The organism is Albimonas donghaensis (assembly GCF_900106695.1).
Classification (GTDB): Bacteria; Pseudomonadota; Alphaproteobacteria; order Rhodobacterales; family Rhodobacteraceae; genus Albimonas; species Albimonas donghaensis.
Genome location: NZ_FNMZ01000017.1, coordinates 1 through 16,216, shown reverse-complemented (window position 1 = coordinate 16,216; position 16,216 = coordinate 1). Strand labels below are relative to the sequence as shown.

General features: G+C 73.0%; 14 protein-coding genes. 7 read left to right on the top strand and 7 right to left on the bottom strand.

Annotated features, from left to right (window positions below):
• Both BLV24_RS22170 and BLV24_RS21160 read left to right on the top strand, forming a co-directional pair.
• The coding region (locus BLV24_RS22170) for an Ig-like domain-containing protein (protein ID WP_176954878.1) at positions 1-3,414 on the top strand (3,414 nt) is incomplete at its 5' end.
• Between the two features lie 651 nt (positions 3,415-4,065).
• The gene (locus BLV24_RS21160; protein ID WP_092685643.1) at positions 4,066-5,394 is read left to right on the top strand and encodes an MFS transporter; all 1,329 of its coding nucleotides are present in this window, start codon (positions 4,066-4,068) and stop codon (positions 5,392-5,394) included.
• 12 nt (positions 5,395-5,406) lie between these two features.
• Here the strand turns inward: BLV24_RS21160 and BLV24_RS21155 are convergent, their stop codons facing one another.
• On the bottom strand, positions 5,407-6,057 hold the full coding sequence (locus BLV24_RS21155) for an NnrU family protein (protein WP_176954877.1): 651 nt from the start codon (positions 6,055-6,057) through the stop codon (positions 5,407-5,409).
• A gap of 540 nt (positions 6,058-6,597) precedes the next feature.
• Here BLV24_RS21155 and BLV24_RS21150 point away from each other — a divergent pair.
• The 3 genes from BLV24_RS21150 (at position 6,598) to BLV24_RS21140 (ending at position 9,617) form a co-directional block, all read left to right on the top strand.
• Positions 6,598-7,905 carry an MFS transporter gene (locus BLV24_RS21150; RefSeq protein WP_176954876.1) on the top strand — a complete coding sequence of 436 codons (1,308 nt, stop codon included), beginning with the start codon at positions 6,598-6,600 and terminating at the stop codon, positions 7,903-7,905.
• A gap of 165 nt (positions 7,906-8,070) precedes the next feature.
• Positions 8,071-8,544, top strand: a complete 474-nt coding sequence (locus BLV24_RS21145) for a YcgN family cysteine cluster protein (protein ID WP_092685637.1) — start codon at positions 8,071-8,073, stop codon at positions 8,542-8,544.
• The gene (locus tag BLV24_RS21140; RefSeq protein WP_092685635.1) at positions 8,544-9,617 is read left to right on the top strand and encodes a threonine aldolase family protein; all 1,074 of its coding nucleotides are present in this window, start codon (positions 8,544-8,546) and stop codon (positions 9,615-9,617) included. The genes BLV24_RS21145 and BLV24_RS21140 overlap by 1 nt, the downstream gene beginning before the upstream one ends.
• A 50-nt stretch (positions 9,618-9,667) precedes the next feature.
• On the opposite strand, the gene hslO is transcribed toward BLV24_RS21140, so the two are convergent.
• Positions 9,668-10,693 (bottom strand): Hsp33 family molecular chaperone HslO, encoded by a 1,026-nt coding sequence (gene hslO, locus BLV24_RS21135; RefSeq protein ID WP_092685633.1) that lies wholly within the window; start codon positions 10,691-10,693, stop codon positions 9,668-9,670.
• A gap of 456 nt (positions 10,694-11,149) precedes the next feature.
• On the opposite strand from hslO, the gene BLV24_RS21130 reads away from it, so the two are divergent.
• Together BLV24_RS21130 and BLV24_RS21125 are read left to right on the top strand one after the other, a co-directional pair.
• Positions 11,150-11,596, top strand: a complete 447-nt coding sequence (locus tag BLV24_RS21130; RefSeq protein ID WP_092685647.1) for an NUDIX domain-containing protein — start codon at positions 11,150-11,152, stop codon at positions 11,594-11,596.
• A 36-nt stretch (positions 11,597-11,632) separates the two neighbouring features.
• Positions 11,633-12,202, top strand: coding sequence for a hypothetical protein (locus BLV24_RS21125; protein WP_092685631.1), 570 nt, complete (start codon positions 11,633-11,635; stop codon positions 12,200-12,202).
• Positions 12,203-12,283: 81 nt separating this feature from the next.
• Here the strand turns inward: BLV24_RS21125 and BLV24_RS21120 are convergent, their stop codons facing one another.
• From BLV24_RS21120 to BLV24_RS21100, 5 genes are all read right to left on the bottom strand, one after another.
• Positions 12,284-13,108, bottom strand: a complete 825-nt coding sequence (locus BLV24_RS21120; RefSeq protein ID WP_092685629.1) for an aldo/keto reductase — start codon at positions 13,106-13,108, stop codon at positions 12,284-12,286.
• A complete protein-coding gene (locus tag BLV24_RS21115) occupies positions 13,105-13,857 on the bottom strand; it encodes a CatB-related O-acetyltransferase (protein ID WP_092685627.1) in 753 nt (250 codons plus the stop codon). Before BLV24_RS21115 ends, BLV24_RS21120 begins: the two co-directional genes overlap by 4 nt.
• Positions 13,858-14,035: 178 nt before the next feature.
• Complete coding sequence (locus BLV24_RS21110) at positions 14,036-14,719, bottom strand: TenA family protein (RefSeq protein WP_092685625.1); 684 nt, start codon at positions 14,717-14,719, stop codon at positions 14,036-14,038.
• 71 nt (positions 14,720-14,790) lie between these two features.
• The gene (gene yghX / locus BLV24_RS21105; protein ID WP_092685623.1) at positions 14,791-15,726 is read right to left on the bottom strand and encodes a YghX family hydrolase; all 936 of its coding nucleotides are present in this window, start codon (positions 15,724-15,726) and stop codon (positions 14,791-14,793) included.
• Positions 15,727-16,119: 393 nt separating this feature from the next.
• The coding region (locus BLV24_RS21100; RefSeq protein WP_092684006.1) for an EF-Tu C-terminal domain-related protein at positions 16,120-16,216 on the bottom strand (97 nt) is incomplete at its 5' end.

Below are 16,216 nucleotides of genomic sequence, written 5' to 3'. Positions count from 1 at the left end.
GATCTGGACGAGGCCCCGACCGGCCTCGCCCTGACCGGAACCGCCGTGGCCGAGAACGCCCCCGGCGCCGTCATCGGGACCGTCGCGGGGACCGATCCCGAGGGCGCGGCCCTGACCTGGAGCGTCGACGATCCCCGCTTCGAGGTCGTCGGCGACACGCTCAAGCTCAAGGACGGCGTGAGCCTCGACCGGGACTCCATCGTCGAAGGGCTGCGCGGAGAGGTCTGGGACGCCGACGTCTCCCTCGGTTCCATCGCCGACGCCCAGGCCGTCATCTCGGCCGGCGCCGCGCAGGCCGGCTTCGTCGCGACCGCCATCGACTATCCCCAGGGCGCGACGACCCACATTTCCAACAGCGCCTCCCTCGCCGACCTGCTGGGGGGTGACGCGGGCTCGCTGACCGGGACCGTTCCCGCGAGCATCGCGACGACGGTCTACCGCTTCACCGGCTTCCTCGACCTCGACCCCGGGACCCACAGCTTCCGCATCGGCTCGGATGACGGCTACCTGTTGCTGATAGACGGGGTCGAGGTCGGCCGGCGCGAGGCCAATCGCGGCTTCGCCTATGATGACTGGAGCCTGAGCGTCGACGGCGACCATCCCGCGACGGTCGAGCTGATCTGGTACGAGAACCATGGCGCGAGCGGGATCACCGCGCTGGTCGACGGGGTGGTGATGGGCGGCGAGGGCGCGAGCTTCGTCGATGTCGACGCGGGCGCGGAGATCGACCTGGCGCTCACCGCGACCGACCCGGGCGGGAACGCCACGGTGCTGAACCGGACCGTCTCGGTGAGCGACGTGGATGAGGCGCCGACCCTGCTGCGCGCCTTCGACACCGCGTTCGAGGAGAACGACGCCGGCGCGCAGGTCGCCACGCTCCACGCCGCGGACCCGGAGGACCAGGCGGTGACCTGGACCGTCGACGACCCCCGCTTCGAGGTGGTCGGCGACGCGCTGAAGCTCAAGGACGGCGTGGCGCTGGATCACGAGGCCGGGCCGGTCACGCTGACCCTCACCGCGACCGATCCGGCGGGGAACGCCGCCACGCACAGCATCACCCTCGAAGCGGATGACGTGGACGAGGCCCCGTCCGGCCTCTCCCTCACCGACCCGTCGGTGCAGGAGAACGCCGCCGGCGCCGCGATCGCCACCGTTTCCGCCACCGACCCCGAGGGCCGGGCCCTGACCTGGAGCGTCGACGACGCCCGCTTCGAGATCGTGGGCGACACGCTCAAGCTCAAGGACGGGATCAGCCTCGACCATGAGACCGAGCCGACGGTCGCCCTGACGCTGACCGCGACGGATCCCGCCGGAAACGCCGCCGCCCAACCCTTCGTGGTCGATGTGACCGACATCAACGAGACCCCCGTCGCGCAGGGGGAAAGCTTCGAATACCAGCGGCTGAACGAAGTCGGGCGGGTCAGCGGTCCCAACCTGCTGGCCAATGACCTGGACGGCGACGGCGATGCGCTGCGCATCACCCATGTCGACGGCCAGGCGATCGGAGAGGGGGGCTGGGTCGACCTGCCGCTCGGCCGGGTCTATGTGCGCGCGGACGGCATGATGGCCTTCGACGAAGCCCACGATTTCGGCCATCTCGCCCCGGGCGAGCGCGCGCCGGTCGCCTTCGACTACACCGTGGACGACGGCCGCGGCGGGACGGATGTCGCGACCGCCACGCTCTCCGTCACCGGGGGGCTGAGCCCGAGCTTCACCAACATCCCCGACAGCGGCCTGCTGGTGGTGGATGAGGGCACGACCTTCGTCATCGACCTCGCCGCCCAGGACCCGGAGGGCGACGTCATGCAGTTCGCCATCACCGGCGGCGCCGACGCGGCGAAGTTCGCCATCGACCCGGATACCGGCGTGCTGCGCTTCAAGGAGGCGCCGGAACTCGACGGCGGTTCGGCCTCCGGCGACAACCAGTACCTCGTCGAAGTCGGCGTCGGCGGCGCCCATGGCGCGTTCGAGACCCGGCTCATCCAGATCGACGTGGACGACAAGGAACTGCTCGGCCGCAACCTGATCGTGAACGGAAGCTTCGAGGACAACGGCCTCGGCGTCTTGCCCGCCGGAACCTTCGATACGGTCGCCGGCTGGACTTCGACCGGCCTTTCGCCCGCCACGCTTCTGGAAACCGATATCGGCCACGGACAGGGGGACGGCGACGCCATCGCGCATCTGACCACGGGCAGCGCCATCTCGCAGAATGTAACGGTCGCGGATGACGGGACCTACCGGCTGACCTTCAACGCCTTCAAGCATGGGTACAGCCATGACAACGCCGTGCGGCTGATGGTGGACGGTCAGGCGATCGGCAACGTCATTCCCGGCGGGTCCGGGGAGGAAGGCTTTTCGGTGGATCTCGATCTTGCTGCGGGCGCCCATAACATCAGGTTCGAATCGCTCAGCTATTCGACCACCCGTTCGCTCGCGCTCGACAATATCGAGCTGCGCGAGGTCATGGCCTCGGCGCCCTACGACCCCGCCACCCTGACCGTGATCCAGGCCGAGGACATGACCCTGCAAAGCTACGTGCGCCAGGACTTCGAGTTCGCCGAGGGCGGGGCGATGCTGCGCGTGGACAAGACCAACCTCACCCAGGATCAGAACCTGTCGGGCTCGGCCTCCACCATCTTCGAAGGGGAGGCCGGCGATTACGTCGTGGCCATGCGCATGATCGACGAGAATGACGGCGACGGCTTCATCCAGCTTTCGGTGAACGGCGAGCTGGTCTCCACCGTCTCGCTGAACCGCGGCACGGGGGGGGACGGGTGGAACGACCTGTCCTTCCGCACCGTTCAGATTTCCGGGGTCGAGCTGAACGATGGCGACGTGATCCAGATCCATGCCGTCAGCGAGGCCGGGGACTTCGACGGCGCCCGCATCGACTCGCTGGCCTTCCGGCCGGAGGTGCTGGAAGGCAGCGCGGACAACGCCCTGACGCTGACCGCGGATCGGGCGGAGTGGACGGGCGAGGACGCCGTGGCGGTGAACGGGCTGGCGGAATTCGACGTCGCCCTGTCGGGGCTGGAGCCCGGGCAGACGCCGCGGCTGACGCTGACCGGGCTGCCGGAGAACACCATCGTGCTGAACGGCGAGATGGCCGTGATTTCGGATGGCGGTCCGCTGGACCTCGAGGGCTGGGACCTGACCGATCTCGACATCGCGCCGCCGGCCGGCTTCACGGGTCGGATCGAGGCGCAACTGACCGCCCAGGCCGACGAGGGCGCGCCGATCGCCTCGCTCGACCTGACCATCGAGGTCACGCCGGCGGAGGAACCGGATGCGGAGGACCCCGGCGCCGCGGATGCGGGCGGCGCAGGCGCCGGGACCGATGACGGCTTTGATCCGGTGATGGCGGACTCGGGGTCTTCAGATCCGTTCGGCGCCTCGGAGAACCCGACCTACTGACCGGCCCGGCTCAAGGGCCGGGCCTCGCGCGACCGGACGCCTGAACCCGGCGCCCCCGCGCCCGGCCTTGCGCGTCCCGCTCACGCCTTCGGGCCGGGAGGGACGCCCGACGCGGGCGCGGCGGGGCTCAGGGTGGCTGGGGCTCAGGGTGGTCGGGGCCAGGGCGCGCTCGCCGCTTCGCAGCGCATCAAGCTCGGGCATGTCGCCGGTGCGACGCGCTTCCGGGGCCGGGCGGGCCGAGGGGCGGAAGATGCGGGGGCGAACCGGCCGGCCGCCGTCCCGTTCCAAGGCCCGCCGACGCCCCGGAACCGGGATCGGCGGATCCGCGCGACACCCCTGGGGCGCCCGCCTCGCCTCGGTCGCCATCCCCGCCCCCTGTTGCCTGCGCTCGCCCCCGCGCGACGCGCAGGGCGCGCCCGGCGGCTGCCGCTGACGCCCGCCCCGTGCGCCGCGCTTTCCGGCCGCCCCCCGGTCCAGCATGCGCCCGGTTCCCACGCCGCGCGGGCGTCCGGCCGCCGCTCTCGCCCCGCCCGACGCGCGGCTCCAGCCCGGCCGCGATGACCCCGCGGGTACTTGCCGCGCCCCGCGCGCTCCCCCTATCCTCGCCCGAATCCGCGCCGTCAGATGCGCGGTCCGAGGAGGAAATCCGTCATGTCAGCCGCCGCCGGCGCCCGCCCGCGCCTCTATTACGGGTGGGTGGTGATCGCCATCGCCTTCGTCACCATGGGCGTCGCCATCACAGCGCGCACCGGCTATTCGCTGCTGTTTCCCGAGATGATCGACGAATTCGGCTGGGACTCGGGCATGACCGCGGGGGCGTTCTCGGTCGGCTTCATCGCCTCGACCTTCTTCCTGCCCATCGTCGGCTGGACCATGGCCCGCTGGGGCCCGCGCGCCACCATCCCGATGGGCGCGCTGATGGTCGGCGGCGGCTATCTCGCCGCCCGCTGGATCACCAACCCGGTGGAGCTCTACCTCTGCTTCGGGCTGTTCGCCGTCAACGGCTCCATGGCGATGAGCTACATTTCGCATTCCATGTTCATTCCCAACTGGTTCGTGCGCAATCGCGGGCTGGCCGTCGGGCTCGCCTTCGCCGGCGTCGGCGTCGGCGGCGTCACCCTGCTGCCCGCCATGCAATGGCTGATCGAAACCGAGGGCTGGCGCACCGCCTGCCTCGCTGTCGGGCTGGTGACGGTGGCCGCGATCGTGCCGTTGAACCTGCTGTTCCAGAAGATGCGGCCCGAGGAGATGGGCCTGCGCCCCGACGGCGACGCCGCCCCGATCGCGGGCGCGCCCCCCCTCCATGCCGATCCCATCGTCGACCGCGCCTGGGCCGAGACCGACTGGACCCTGCGCCTCGCCCTGCGCACGGCGCGGTTCTGGTGGATCGCGGTGGGCTATTTCTGCGGCCTGTTCATCTGGTACGCGATCCAGGTCCACCAGACCCGCTTCCTGATCGAGATCGGCTTCGACCCGGCGATCGCCGCGCTGGCGCTCGGCGGCGTGGCGTTTTTCGGGATTTTCGGCCAGATCGGCATCGGGGCGCTCTCGGACCGCATCGGGCGCGAGCTGGGCTGGGCGCTGGCGCTGACCGGCTTCGTCGCCGCCTCGGGCCTGCTGCTGGCGCTGGAGGCGGCGCCGACCATGGCGCTGCTCTGGGCGATGGTGGTGCTGCAAGGGCTGCTGGGCAACGGGCTCTCGGCCATGTTCGGCGCGATCCCGGCGGAGATCTTCCAGGGCCGGAAATTCCCGCAGATCTTCTCCACCATCTCGTTGATCGCCAATTTCGGGGCGGGGGCCGGGGTCTGGGCGATGGGCTGGATCCATGACGCGACCGGGGATTACCGGGTGGGCTTCTGGATCTGCCTGGCGCTCTCGATGACGTCGATGATCTGCATCTGGCAGGCCTCGCCGCGCCGGGTGCGGCTGGTGGCCGGCCGGGCCGAGGCGCGGGCCGCGGCGCAGCGGGCCGCCGCCTGAGGGCGGGCGGGGTCAGAGCCAGCCGCGCGGATCGACCCCGATCACCGGTCCGTGCAGGGCCAGCAGCAGCGCCCACAGCGCCAGCCCCGCCGCGATCTCGACCGCGAGCCGGGGCGACCAGGCCCGCGCGAGGCGGGCGACGAACGGCCCCCGGGCCGTGGGCGGGATCCCGGCCCGCGCCGCCCGGCGGTCCAGCACCGCCATTCCGGCGAAGGCGAAGACGGCGAAGCCGCCGAAAAGCGCGACCGCGGCGACGTCCCCATTGGCCGCGACATGCCCCAGCGCCCAGAGCCCGAAGGCCCAGAGCACCGGGTGACGGATCAGCGCCGGCAGGCCCGCCGCGGTCTTGGGCGCCGGTCCGCCGACGAAGGCGACCGAGCCGGGATTGGGCCGGGCGGCGGCCCCGGCCAGAAGCAGGCAGGCGAGCGGCATCAAGACATGGGGCGCCAGCATCAGCGGCCGCGAGGGCGCCCAGATCTCCAGCACGGGCGCCCGCAGCGCCGCCGAGACCAGCCAGACCAGCAGGGCCACGGAGAGGACGCCGTAGCCCGCCATGTAGGCGCCCCGGCCGAAACGCGCGACGGCGCGATCCCGCGCGCCGGTGAGGCGGGGCAGGACATGGGCGGCGAGGAAGGCCGCGTAGGCGACGAGAAATTCGACCATGCCTCGCCTGAATGCGCCGGGACGCCGGGCCGGGCAAGCCGAACTCGCGTGGAATGCCACGGATCGCGCGCCCCGCCCTCCCTTCGGGAGCGCCGCGCCTCGACCGTCGCGCCGCCGGCGCCGGACCGCCATGCGCGGCGAGGTCGACCGGACGAGAGCGGCGCCGACCGCCGCGGGACGGGTTCGGGCATGGGCCCCGGCGCCGGTCTCGTCGGATGCGCGGCTTCACCGCCGGACGATCCCCGCGCGACCTGAAAGCCGGATGGCGCCCCCGGCCGCTTCCGCTTCTTTCGGCCCCTGCCGGACGAACCTCCGTCGCAGATGCGAGGCGCCTCCCCCCGCCGCCCGGAACCTGTCCGCCCTCACCCCCTCTCCCGGCCCCCTCTCCCGGCCGCGCGGGCGCCCCGTTCGAGCCCTCGGCCGGGGGATCGCGCGGCCTGCGCGCCCCCGGCCTCTTGACCCGGCCCCGCGCCACGTCGCTTGCTGGACGGCATGACAGCGCCCTCGCCCCCGCCCGCCCCCGCCTCGGCTTCCCGGTCCATGCCGCCCGTGCGCCAGGCCGACCTGCTGCGCGCCCGCCGTTTCGCGCCGCTGTTCTGGGTTCAGTTCCTCGGCGCCTTCAACGACCAGGTGTTCAAGAACGGCTTCATGGCCCTGCTCACCTGGCGGCTGGCCGACCGGCTGGCGCTCGATCTCGACATGCTGGTGCTGGCCGCGGGCGCGCTCTACATCCTGCCCTTCGCGCTCTTCGCCCCGGTGGCGGGCCAGGTGGCGGACGGCGTCGACAAGGCCCGCATGATGCGCTGGGTGAAGGGGGCGGAGGTGGCGCTGATGGCTGCCGCGGGCCTCGCCTTCATGGCCGAGTCGCTGCCCGCGCTCTATGCGCTCCTGTTCCTCATGGGGGCGCAGTCGGCGGTGTTCGCGCCGGTGAAATACGCGATCCTGCCCCAGTATCTCGCGGGGCGGGAGCTGATGGCCGGCGCGGGGCTGGTGCAGTCGGCGACCTTTCTCGCCATCATCCTGGGCCAGATCCTCGGGCTGAAGGTCGCGCTGCTGCCGGGGGGCGAGGTCTGGGTCTCCGCCGTCATCCTCGCGGTTGCGCTTCTGGGCTGGGGGGCGGCCTTCCTCGCCCCGCCGGCCCCGCCCGAGGGCCGCCCGCCGCGCATCGACCACAACCCGCTGCGCGCCATCCGCGACGTGATCCGCGATTGCCGGCGAAGCCCCGAGCCGTTCTTCGCCATCCTCTGCATCCAGTGGTTCTGGTACGCCGGCGCCGCCTTCCTGACCCTGATCCTGCCGATCGCCAGCCAGACCCTGCACGCCTCCGAGGACGCGGCGCTGATGCTGCTGGCGGCCTTCGTCACCGGGCTGGCGCTGGGGGCGGCGCTGACCAACCGGGTCACGCGGGGGCGCATCGACCTGACCCTGCCGCCGATCGGGGCGGCGGGCATGGCGCTGGGGGCGGCGCTGTTCTGGGCGGCCTGCGCGGCCTATGGCGAGGGGCTGGACCGCGCCGCGCCGCAGCTCGACGCCGCCGGTTTCCTGGCCCGGGCCGACGCCTGGCCGGTGCTCGGGGCGGCGGTGCTGCTGGCGGTGTTCGCGGGGCTCTATGTGGTCCCGCTCAACGCCGTCTATGTCTTTCTCGCCCCCGCGTCGGAGCGGGCGCGCTTCGTCGCCTGCTCCAATGTCATGGATTCGCTGGGCATGGTCGGCTCCTCCCTGGTCGCGATGGCGCTGCTGGCCGCGGGGCTCGACCGGACCGAGGTGTTCGGGGTCGTGGGCCTAAGCGGGCTCGTCGCCGCCGCGGCGATCCTGCGCCACGGCCGCACGGTGCGGCGCGAGGACTGAGAGCCCCCAGCCCTCGCCCCCCCAGGCGCCCCCGGTCCAGCGCCGCGCGGGCGCCCGGGCGCCACCCGCGTCCGGGTGGACGCGCGGCCCCCTTCCGCCGGATTTCGCCCCCCCGCGGCATCGCCCCGCTGGACGCCGCCCGCGCGGAAAGGCAGAGAAGGTTTCATGACCTCCGAGCCCACCGCCCTCCGCCCCGACTTCTGGCGCCTGCCCCTCGCCGACCTGACGCGCGAGGAATGGGAGGCGCTGTGCGACGGCTGCGGCCGCTGCTGCCTGGTGAAGCTGGAGGACGAGGACACCGGCGCGCTCGCCTATACCAACATCCATTGCCGGCTCTACGACCCCGACACCTGCCGCTGCGGGAACTACTCGCTGCGCAAGGTCATGGTCCCCGGCTGCGTGATCCTGACCCCGGACACGCTGGAAGACGCCAGCGAGTGGATGCCCGAGACCTGCGCCTATCGCCGCCTCGCCGAGGGCCGGGACCTGCCGGAATGGCACCCCCTGCTCGCCGGCCCCGACGGCCCGGCCCGCGCCGGCATTCCGGCCAACGGGGTCAACGCGCCGGGCAAGCTGGTCCCGGAATGGGAAGTCGACGAGGACGATCTGGAAGATCACGCCGTGGAAGGGTTTCTCTGATGTGGTTCACCTCCGACAACGCCGGCCCCGCCGCGCCCGAGCTGATGCAGGCCGTGATGGAGGCCAATGACGGCCACGCCATGCCCTACGGCGCCGATCCGATCACCGCCCGCGCCCAGGACCGGGTGCGCGAGGTGTTCGAGGCCCCGAACGCCGTCGTGCATTTCGTCGCCACCGGCACCGCGGCCAACGCTCTGGCGCTGGGATCGGTGACGGCGCCCTGGACCACGGTGTTCTGCCACCGCAACGCCCATATCGAAGAGGACGAGTGCGGCGCGCCCGAGTTCTACACCGGCGGCGCGAAGCTGACCCTGATCGACGGCGAGCACGCCCGGATGACCGAGGCCGGGCTCGCCCGCGCGCTCAGGTTCACCGCACGCGCCGGGGTGCACAACGTGCAGCGCGGGGCGCTCTCGCTCACCCAGGCCACGGAACTGGGCGCCGTCTACCAGCCCGAGGACGTCGCCGCCCTCGCCGCCCTCGCCCGCGGCCAGTCGCTGCCGGTGCACATGGATGGCACCCGCTTCGCCAACGCCTGCGCCCGGCTGGGGAAAAGCCCGGCGGAGATGAGCTGGAAGGCGGGGGTGGACGTGCTCTGCCTCGGCGCCTCCAAGAACGGCGCGATGGCGGCCGAGGCGGTGATCTTCTTCGACGGCGACCGCTTCGGCGACCTCGCCGCCAAGGGCTGGGAGTTCGAGCTGCGCCGCAAGCGGGGCGGGCACCTGTTCTCCAAGCTGCGCTTCATGTCGGCCCAGATGGACCGCTGGCTGGAGGGGGGGCTGTGGCTCGACCTCGCCGGCCGGGCCAACGCCATGGCGGACCGGCTGGCGGCGGGGCTGAAGGCCGGCGGACGTGCGCGCTTCGACCATCCGGTGGAGGCCAACGCGCTGTTCCCCGCCCTGCCCCGCGCCATGCATCGCCGCCTGCACGAGGCCGGCGCGCGCTATTACATGTGGCCCTTCGACCAGTCGCTGGAGGGGCCGGACGACGAGATGCTGACCTGCCGCCTGGTCTGCAACTGGGCGACGAGCGAGGCCGACGTGGACGCCTTCATCGCCGCCGCCAACGGCTGAACTTCCGCACCCGCCGGGGAAAGCGGGGGGGCGCCCGGGGCGCCGCCGCCTCACTCTTCGGCTTCGAAGCCCAGCTTGTCCGGGTCGAACTCGAAATGCGACCCGCAGAACTGGCAGTCGGCGGTGACCTTGCCGTCCTCGGTGGTCATGTGGCCGAGATCCTTGGCGGAATACTGGTGCAGCGCCCGGCGCACCTTGTCGGGCGAGCAGGTGCAGCCGAAATCCACCTTCTGCGGCGGCCAGACCCGCGGCGTCTCCTCGTGAAACAGGCGCAGCAGCAGCCGGTCGGGGGCGACCAGCGGGCCGATCAGCTCATGGGTCTCCACGGTGTCGAGCAGCATGTTGACCCGGTTCCAGGCTTCGCCCGAGCCGGCCATCTCGGCCACGTCCCGCGCCGCCAGCAGCCCGTCCTCGCCCGAGCCGCCGGCGCGCCCGTCCGGGGCGCCCGCCATCAGCGGCGAAGCCGGCGGCATGTGCTGCAGCATCAGCCCGCCGGCGCGCCAGGCCGAACCGCCCTCGGCCCCGATCTGCTCGGCGGCGGCCAGCGAGAAGCGGGTGGCGATCTGCTCGGACTGGGCGAAATAGGCCTCGGCCGAGGCCGCGAGCGAGCCGCCGGCCAGCGGCGTCAGCCCCTGATAGGGCTGGCCCTCGCCATTGTTCACGATCATCGCGAAATAGCCCTTGCCGAGCTGCGGGAACACCGGGGCCTCGGGGTCGAAACGCTCGGGGTCGTAGCCGGCATAGGCGCGCATGCGGGCGGGCGCGCCCTCGGCTTCCGGGGCGAACCAGTCGGTGGCGATCAGGCGCACGGGGCCGTCGCCGCGGACCTGGATCGACAGGCGCCAGCGCAGCTTGACGGTCTGGCCGATCAGCGCGGTCAGCAGCGCCGCCTCGGACAGCAGGCCGGCGATGGACCGGGGATAGCGGTGCAGCTCCAGAATCCGGCCGAGCGAGGCGTCGAGCCGGGCCGCCCGGCCCCGGATGTCGGGACGGTCGAGCGCGAAGGGCAGCACCTCGTCATCGCCCGGCGCCTGGCCGGGGGCGGCGAAGGGGGCGGCGGCGTTGTCGAGGCTCATGGCGGCGGCTCCGGATAGCATGCGGAAGGGCGTGCGGGTGTTCGGGATCGGCGGACGGCGGGCGGTCGGTCGGCGGGCGGTCGGCGGGTGGTCGGTCGGACGGCCAGGCAGCCGGGCAGGGACGCAAGCGGCGCGCTTCGGCGCCGAAACCGGTCGCCCGACGGCCCCGCGGCCGCGACACATAGCGATCCGCGCCGCCCGGCGCCACCCCGCCGCGACGGGGCGTCGCCAAGCCTCGCCCGGCCAGGGGCGCCCAGGCAAGCCTTGCCGCGCCGCCGGGCGCCGACTTCGCCCGGCCACAGGCCCGCCCGGCCGTCTCGCCGCGCGGGCGCCCCGGCGCCCCCCTCGGGCCGGTCGTCGCGCGGCGTCCCCGGCCGGCCTCCCTCGCCCCCGCTTCCCTGTCCGCGGCGCCGCGCCGCTTGGCGTCCCGGCGCGCCCGGGGGAAAGATGCGCGCCATGCGACGTTTCGGAGAATCCTGGCGCGCCTCCGCCCCTTACCGCGACCGGCCGGGCGCCTATGCGCTCATCCTGCGCGACGACGGCCAGGTTCTGCTCGCCGCCACGCCCAACAAGGGCGAGTCCCTGCTGCTGCCCGGCGGCGGCATCGACCCGGGCGAAAGCACCCTCCAGGCCCTGCACCGCGAAGTGCGCGAGGAGACCGGCTGGTCCATCGCCCCGATCCGCCGTCTCGGGGCCTGGCAACGCTACTGCTACATGCCCGACTACGGCTTCTGGGCGCGCAAGGTCTGCCATGTCTACCTGTGCCGCCCCGGCCTGCGCAAAGGTCCGCCGAGCGAGCCCGACCACGTTCCCGTCTGGGCGCCCCTGCCCGTCGCCGCCCTGCGCCTGAGCCTGAGCGGCGAGCGCTGGCACGCCGCCCGTTTCGCCGCCGGTCTCATCTGAGCCCGCGGCCCGTCTCCCAGGAGCAAGGAGCTTCCCATGCCCGCCTCCGCCCGCCTGTCCCTTCCGCTCATCGCCCTGGCCGCGCTGGTCGGGCTTTCGGCCCTGTCGCCGGTCCTGTCCCCTGCGCTCGCCCAGGGGCGCGACGGCCCGGTCTCCGGCCCCGCCATCGTGAACGAGAGCGATGGCCTCTCCGACGACGTGCTGCCCGGTCCGCCCCCCGCCGGCCGCTTCGAGGATGGCGGCGGCGCGATCCGCGAGGTCCGCATGGACCCGACCAATCCCGATCGTTACATCGGCGTCTGGTCGGGCCTGCTCGCCCCCATCGACATGCGCTATTTCGAGGTGGACGGCCCGCCGGTCGGCGACGCGGTGCTGACCATCATGGACGTGAACGGCAATCTCGCCAGCGGCATCATCCGCTGGAACGCGCCCGGCGTGGACCCGAAGCCGCAGCGCTGGCTGGGGGCCTTCACGCTGTCGGGTCACATCATGGTGCTGAACGCGCATGCCATCCTCTACCAGCAGGACCAGCGCCGCTATATCGAGGCCGACATGATGCTGCCCAACGGCAAGTATTACCGCCTGCGCCTGAGCCGGGTGGAGTGATCGCGCCGCGCCCGCGCGGGGAAGCAGGCGAAAGGGCGGCCCGCCGGGGCCGCCCTTTCGCGTCCGGGCGACGGGCGCCGGTCAGTCCCAGTCGGGGGCGATCCCGTTGACCCCCGACACCAGCCGCCCGTCAGGGATGGCAAGCGCGGAGATCTCGTCGATCTCCGCGCCGGTCAGGGTCACGTCCAGCGCCGCGGCGTTCTCGGCCAGGCGCGCCGGGTTGGCGGTCTTGGGAATGGCGATGGCGCCGCGGGCCAGCAGCCAGGCGAGGCAGGCCGTCGCCCCGGACACGCCATGGGCCGCGCCGATGCGCGCAAGCGTCTCGTCCTGCGCGGCCTTGCCCTTGGCGAGCGGCACATAGGCGGTCAGCGCCATGCCCTGCCCCGCCAGCGCCTCCAGCATCGGGGTCTGGTCGAGCCAGGGGTGATATTCCACCTGGTTCACCGCCAGCGGAGCATCCGCCAGCGCCACCGCCTGCGCCAGCAGCGCCCGCGGGAAGTTCGACACGCCCACATGGCCGGCCAGCCCGTCCCGCGCCAGGGCGCAGAGCGCGGGGATCGTCTCCTCCAACGGCACGGATTTGGAGGGCCAGTGCAACAGCACCATGTCCGGCGCGCCGACGCCCAACGTCCGGATCGAGTCCTCCGCCGCCGCCCGCAGCCGGTCGGGGGCGTGATCGTCGGGCCAGATCTTCGTGGTCAGGAACACCTGGTCCCGCGGGACGGAGGCGGCGCGGATCCCCGCCCCCACCTCGGCCTCGTTGCCATACATGCGGGCGGTGTCCACGTGCCGCCAGCCCTCGGAAAGGGCGCGGGTCACCATGTCGGTCGCCTCGGCCCCGCGAAGCTGCCAGGTGCCGAAGCCCAGGGCGGGAATGCGGGCGTCGCCCGCGGTCACGGTCTTCATGACGTTGTCCTTTCGCTCGGGCGCGCGCCCGGTCGCGTCGTCCCGCCGCCCGCGCGGATCGCGAGCGGCTCTTCCAGTCCCGGCGCCCAGCCGGCGCCGTCGGCCGCGCGGGCCAGCGCCGCGATGTCGCCGCCCTCGATCAGCGCGCGATGCGCCTCGATCCAGGGGGTGGGGCGGTCCCACCAGCGGACCGCCTCCAGCGCCGCGACCGCGTCGGGCGGAAACCGCATCGCCACAACGCGCCCCGGGTTCCCCGCCACGATGGCGAAGGCCGGGACCTCCCCCCGCACCACCGCGCCGGCGGAGACGATGACCCCCGCGCCCAGCCGCGCCCCCGGCAGCAGGGTCGCGCCATGGCCGAGCCAGCAGTCATCCCCGATCACCGTATCGGGATGCGGCCCGGCCAGCGCCGCCCAGTCGGTCGCGACCTCCGTCTGGAAAATCCCGAACGGATAGGTCGAGATGCCTCGCCGCGGATGGTTGGCCGAGGCGGTGACGAAGCGGACCCCGTGGGCGACCTGCGCGAACCGGCCGATCACCAGCCGCTCCGGCGCGCCGGGATGCAGATAGGGGGCGAGCCGGGCGGCCCAGTCTGTCACCGGCTCGAAATCATGGGCATAGCCGAAGTCGCCGACCGAGATGTTGGGATGGTCGATGACGCGGGCGAGGTGGACGGTGTTGGCATGGACCGTCCCGTCCGGCAGGCGGAGGGGATGACGCGCGGCGGCGTCGAGGAAAGGGGCGGGCATGGAGGCGCTCCCGTATCTGTCGCGAAAGGGGGTCGGCGGGTCAGATGCGGGGCAGGTCCATCGGTCTGTTCCTTGGCGTCGCCGGCGGTCCGGCGGGTTGCGGTCCCCCGAGCATGGCGCCGGGCGGCGGTCCGGGGCAAGGGCGGCGAGGCATCCGGTCTCGCCTCGCCCCCGTCCTTCAGCCGGCGGCGAGCCCCATTCCCCAGAAATCCGCTTCGAGCCGGCAGGCGGTTCCGAACCCCGCCGCCAGCTCCGGCCAGCGCGGCGACGCGGCGGGGTCGGGGCCCAGCCGCCGCGCGGCCACCCCCTCCAGCAGCGCGCCGACCTCCCGGCACACCTGCTGGTAGCCGGGATCGGCGTAAGTCCCGATCCACTCGGCATAGAGCCCGCCGGGCGCCGCGCCCTCCAGCCGCCGCCCGATCTCGCCATAGCCCATCACGCAGGGGATCAGGGCGACCAGCAGGTCGAGCAGGTCCCCCGAAAGCCCCGCATCGATCACGTAGCGGGTATAGGCGAGCGTCTCCGGCGCTTCGGGTTCGGCGGCCAGAGCGGCCTCGTCGATCCCCTCGCGGGCGCAGATGGCGATATGGAGCTTCATCTCCTCCCCGATCAGGGCGTGGAGGGTTCCCGCGCAGGCGCGCATCTCCTCGATCCGGTCGGTTTTCGCCGCCGCCAGCGCCCAGGCCCGGGCGAAGTGGACCAGGAACAGGTAATCCTGCCGCAGATAGGTCAGGAAGGCCTCGCGCGGCAGGGTCCCGTCGCCGAGCCGGGTCACGAAGTCATGGGCGACATAGGCCTCCCATTCCGCCGCGCGGGCCTCGCGCAGGGCGGCGAACAGGGGGGAGCCGTAGGTGTCGGTCATCGCGGGTCTCATGCGTCCGGAGGGGGGAGGCGCGAGGCTAGGCGCCTGCTCCCCCCGGCGCAAGGCGGGGCTCAGCGCAGATGCGCGTCGAAATGGGCGAGGGTGCGGGTCCAGGCCAGCTCCGCCGCCGCCGCGTCGTGGCGGGGCGTCGAATCGTTGTGGAACCCGTGGTTCACGCCCGGATAGATGTGCGCCTCATAGGGCGTGCCGGCGGCTTGCAGGGCGGCTTCGTAGGCGGGCCAGCCCTCGTTGATGCGGGTGTCCAGCTCGGCCAGCTGGATCAGCATCGGGGCCTTGATGCGCACCACGTCCTCCGCCTTGGGCTGGCGGCCGTAGAAGGGGACCGAGGCGCCCAGCTCCGGATACGCCACCGCCAGCGCGTTGCACACGCCCCCGCCATAGCAGAAGCCCACGCAGCCGACCTTGCCGGTGGAGGCCTCATGCCCCATCAGCCATTCGGTCGCGGCGAAGAAGTCGTTCATCAGCTTCGCGCCGTCGACGGACTGCTGCAACGCGCGCCCCGCCTCGTCATTGCCCGGATAGCCGCCGACCGAGCTCAGCCCGTCGGGGGCCAGCGCCAGGAACCCCGCCTTCGCCGCGCGGCGGGCGACGTCGCGGATATAGGGGTTCAGCCCGCGATTCTCGTGCACCACCAGCACGGCGGGCATGGGGGCCGTGACGTTGGTCGGGGTCACCAGGTAGCCGCGGACATCGCCATGGCCGTCGGGCGACGGATACGTCACCCATTCGGCGCGGATGTCGGGATCGTTGAAGCTGATCTGCTCGGCCAGCGCGTAGTCCGGGCTCATCATCGACAGGAGGGCGCCGGCGGTCAGCCCGCCCACCGCGAACTTTCCGGCGCGGTCGAGGAATTCCCGCTTGGTGATGCGACCATGCGCATAGAAGTCGTAGAGCTCCAGCAGCTCCTGGTCGAAATCGGCAGCGGTCAGGCGGCGGGCCCCCGCGGAACCGGGGAGGGAGGCGGGAGAGGCGAGGCGGTCGTCCATGGGCGCGCTCCTTGGATCCGGCGGCGGGTGGTCCGGCGGCCGGCGAGGGTCGGGTGACGCGGTGTCACCGCGCGAGCATGAGCCGCCCGTCGCGCGCCGCGCAACCGACGAGCGCGTGAGCCCGTCGCGCCCAGGCCCGCCGCCAGCCTCCCGTCGTCAGTCCCCCCCCTCGTCCCTCGTCCCTCGCCCGTCGCCCGTCGCCGGGAGAGCCTCCGCCCCGGACGCCCGCCCCCGCGCCGCATTCCCGCCGATGCAACGCCGCGCGGGCGGTCCGGCGCCGCCTCCCGCCGGGTCGACGCGCGGCTCCCGCCCCCCCGGGAAACGCCGACGGGCCGCCCCCGAGGGGACGGCCCGCCGCGTCGCGCGAAGCTCACCGGCCGAAGCCGGGGCGCCTCACTCGATGATCTTGGAGACGACGCCGGCGCCGACGGTGCGGCCGCCTTCACGGATGGCGAAGCGGAGCTTCTCTTCCATCGCGATCGGGGCGATC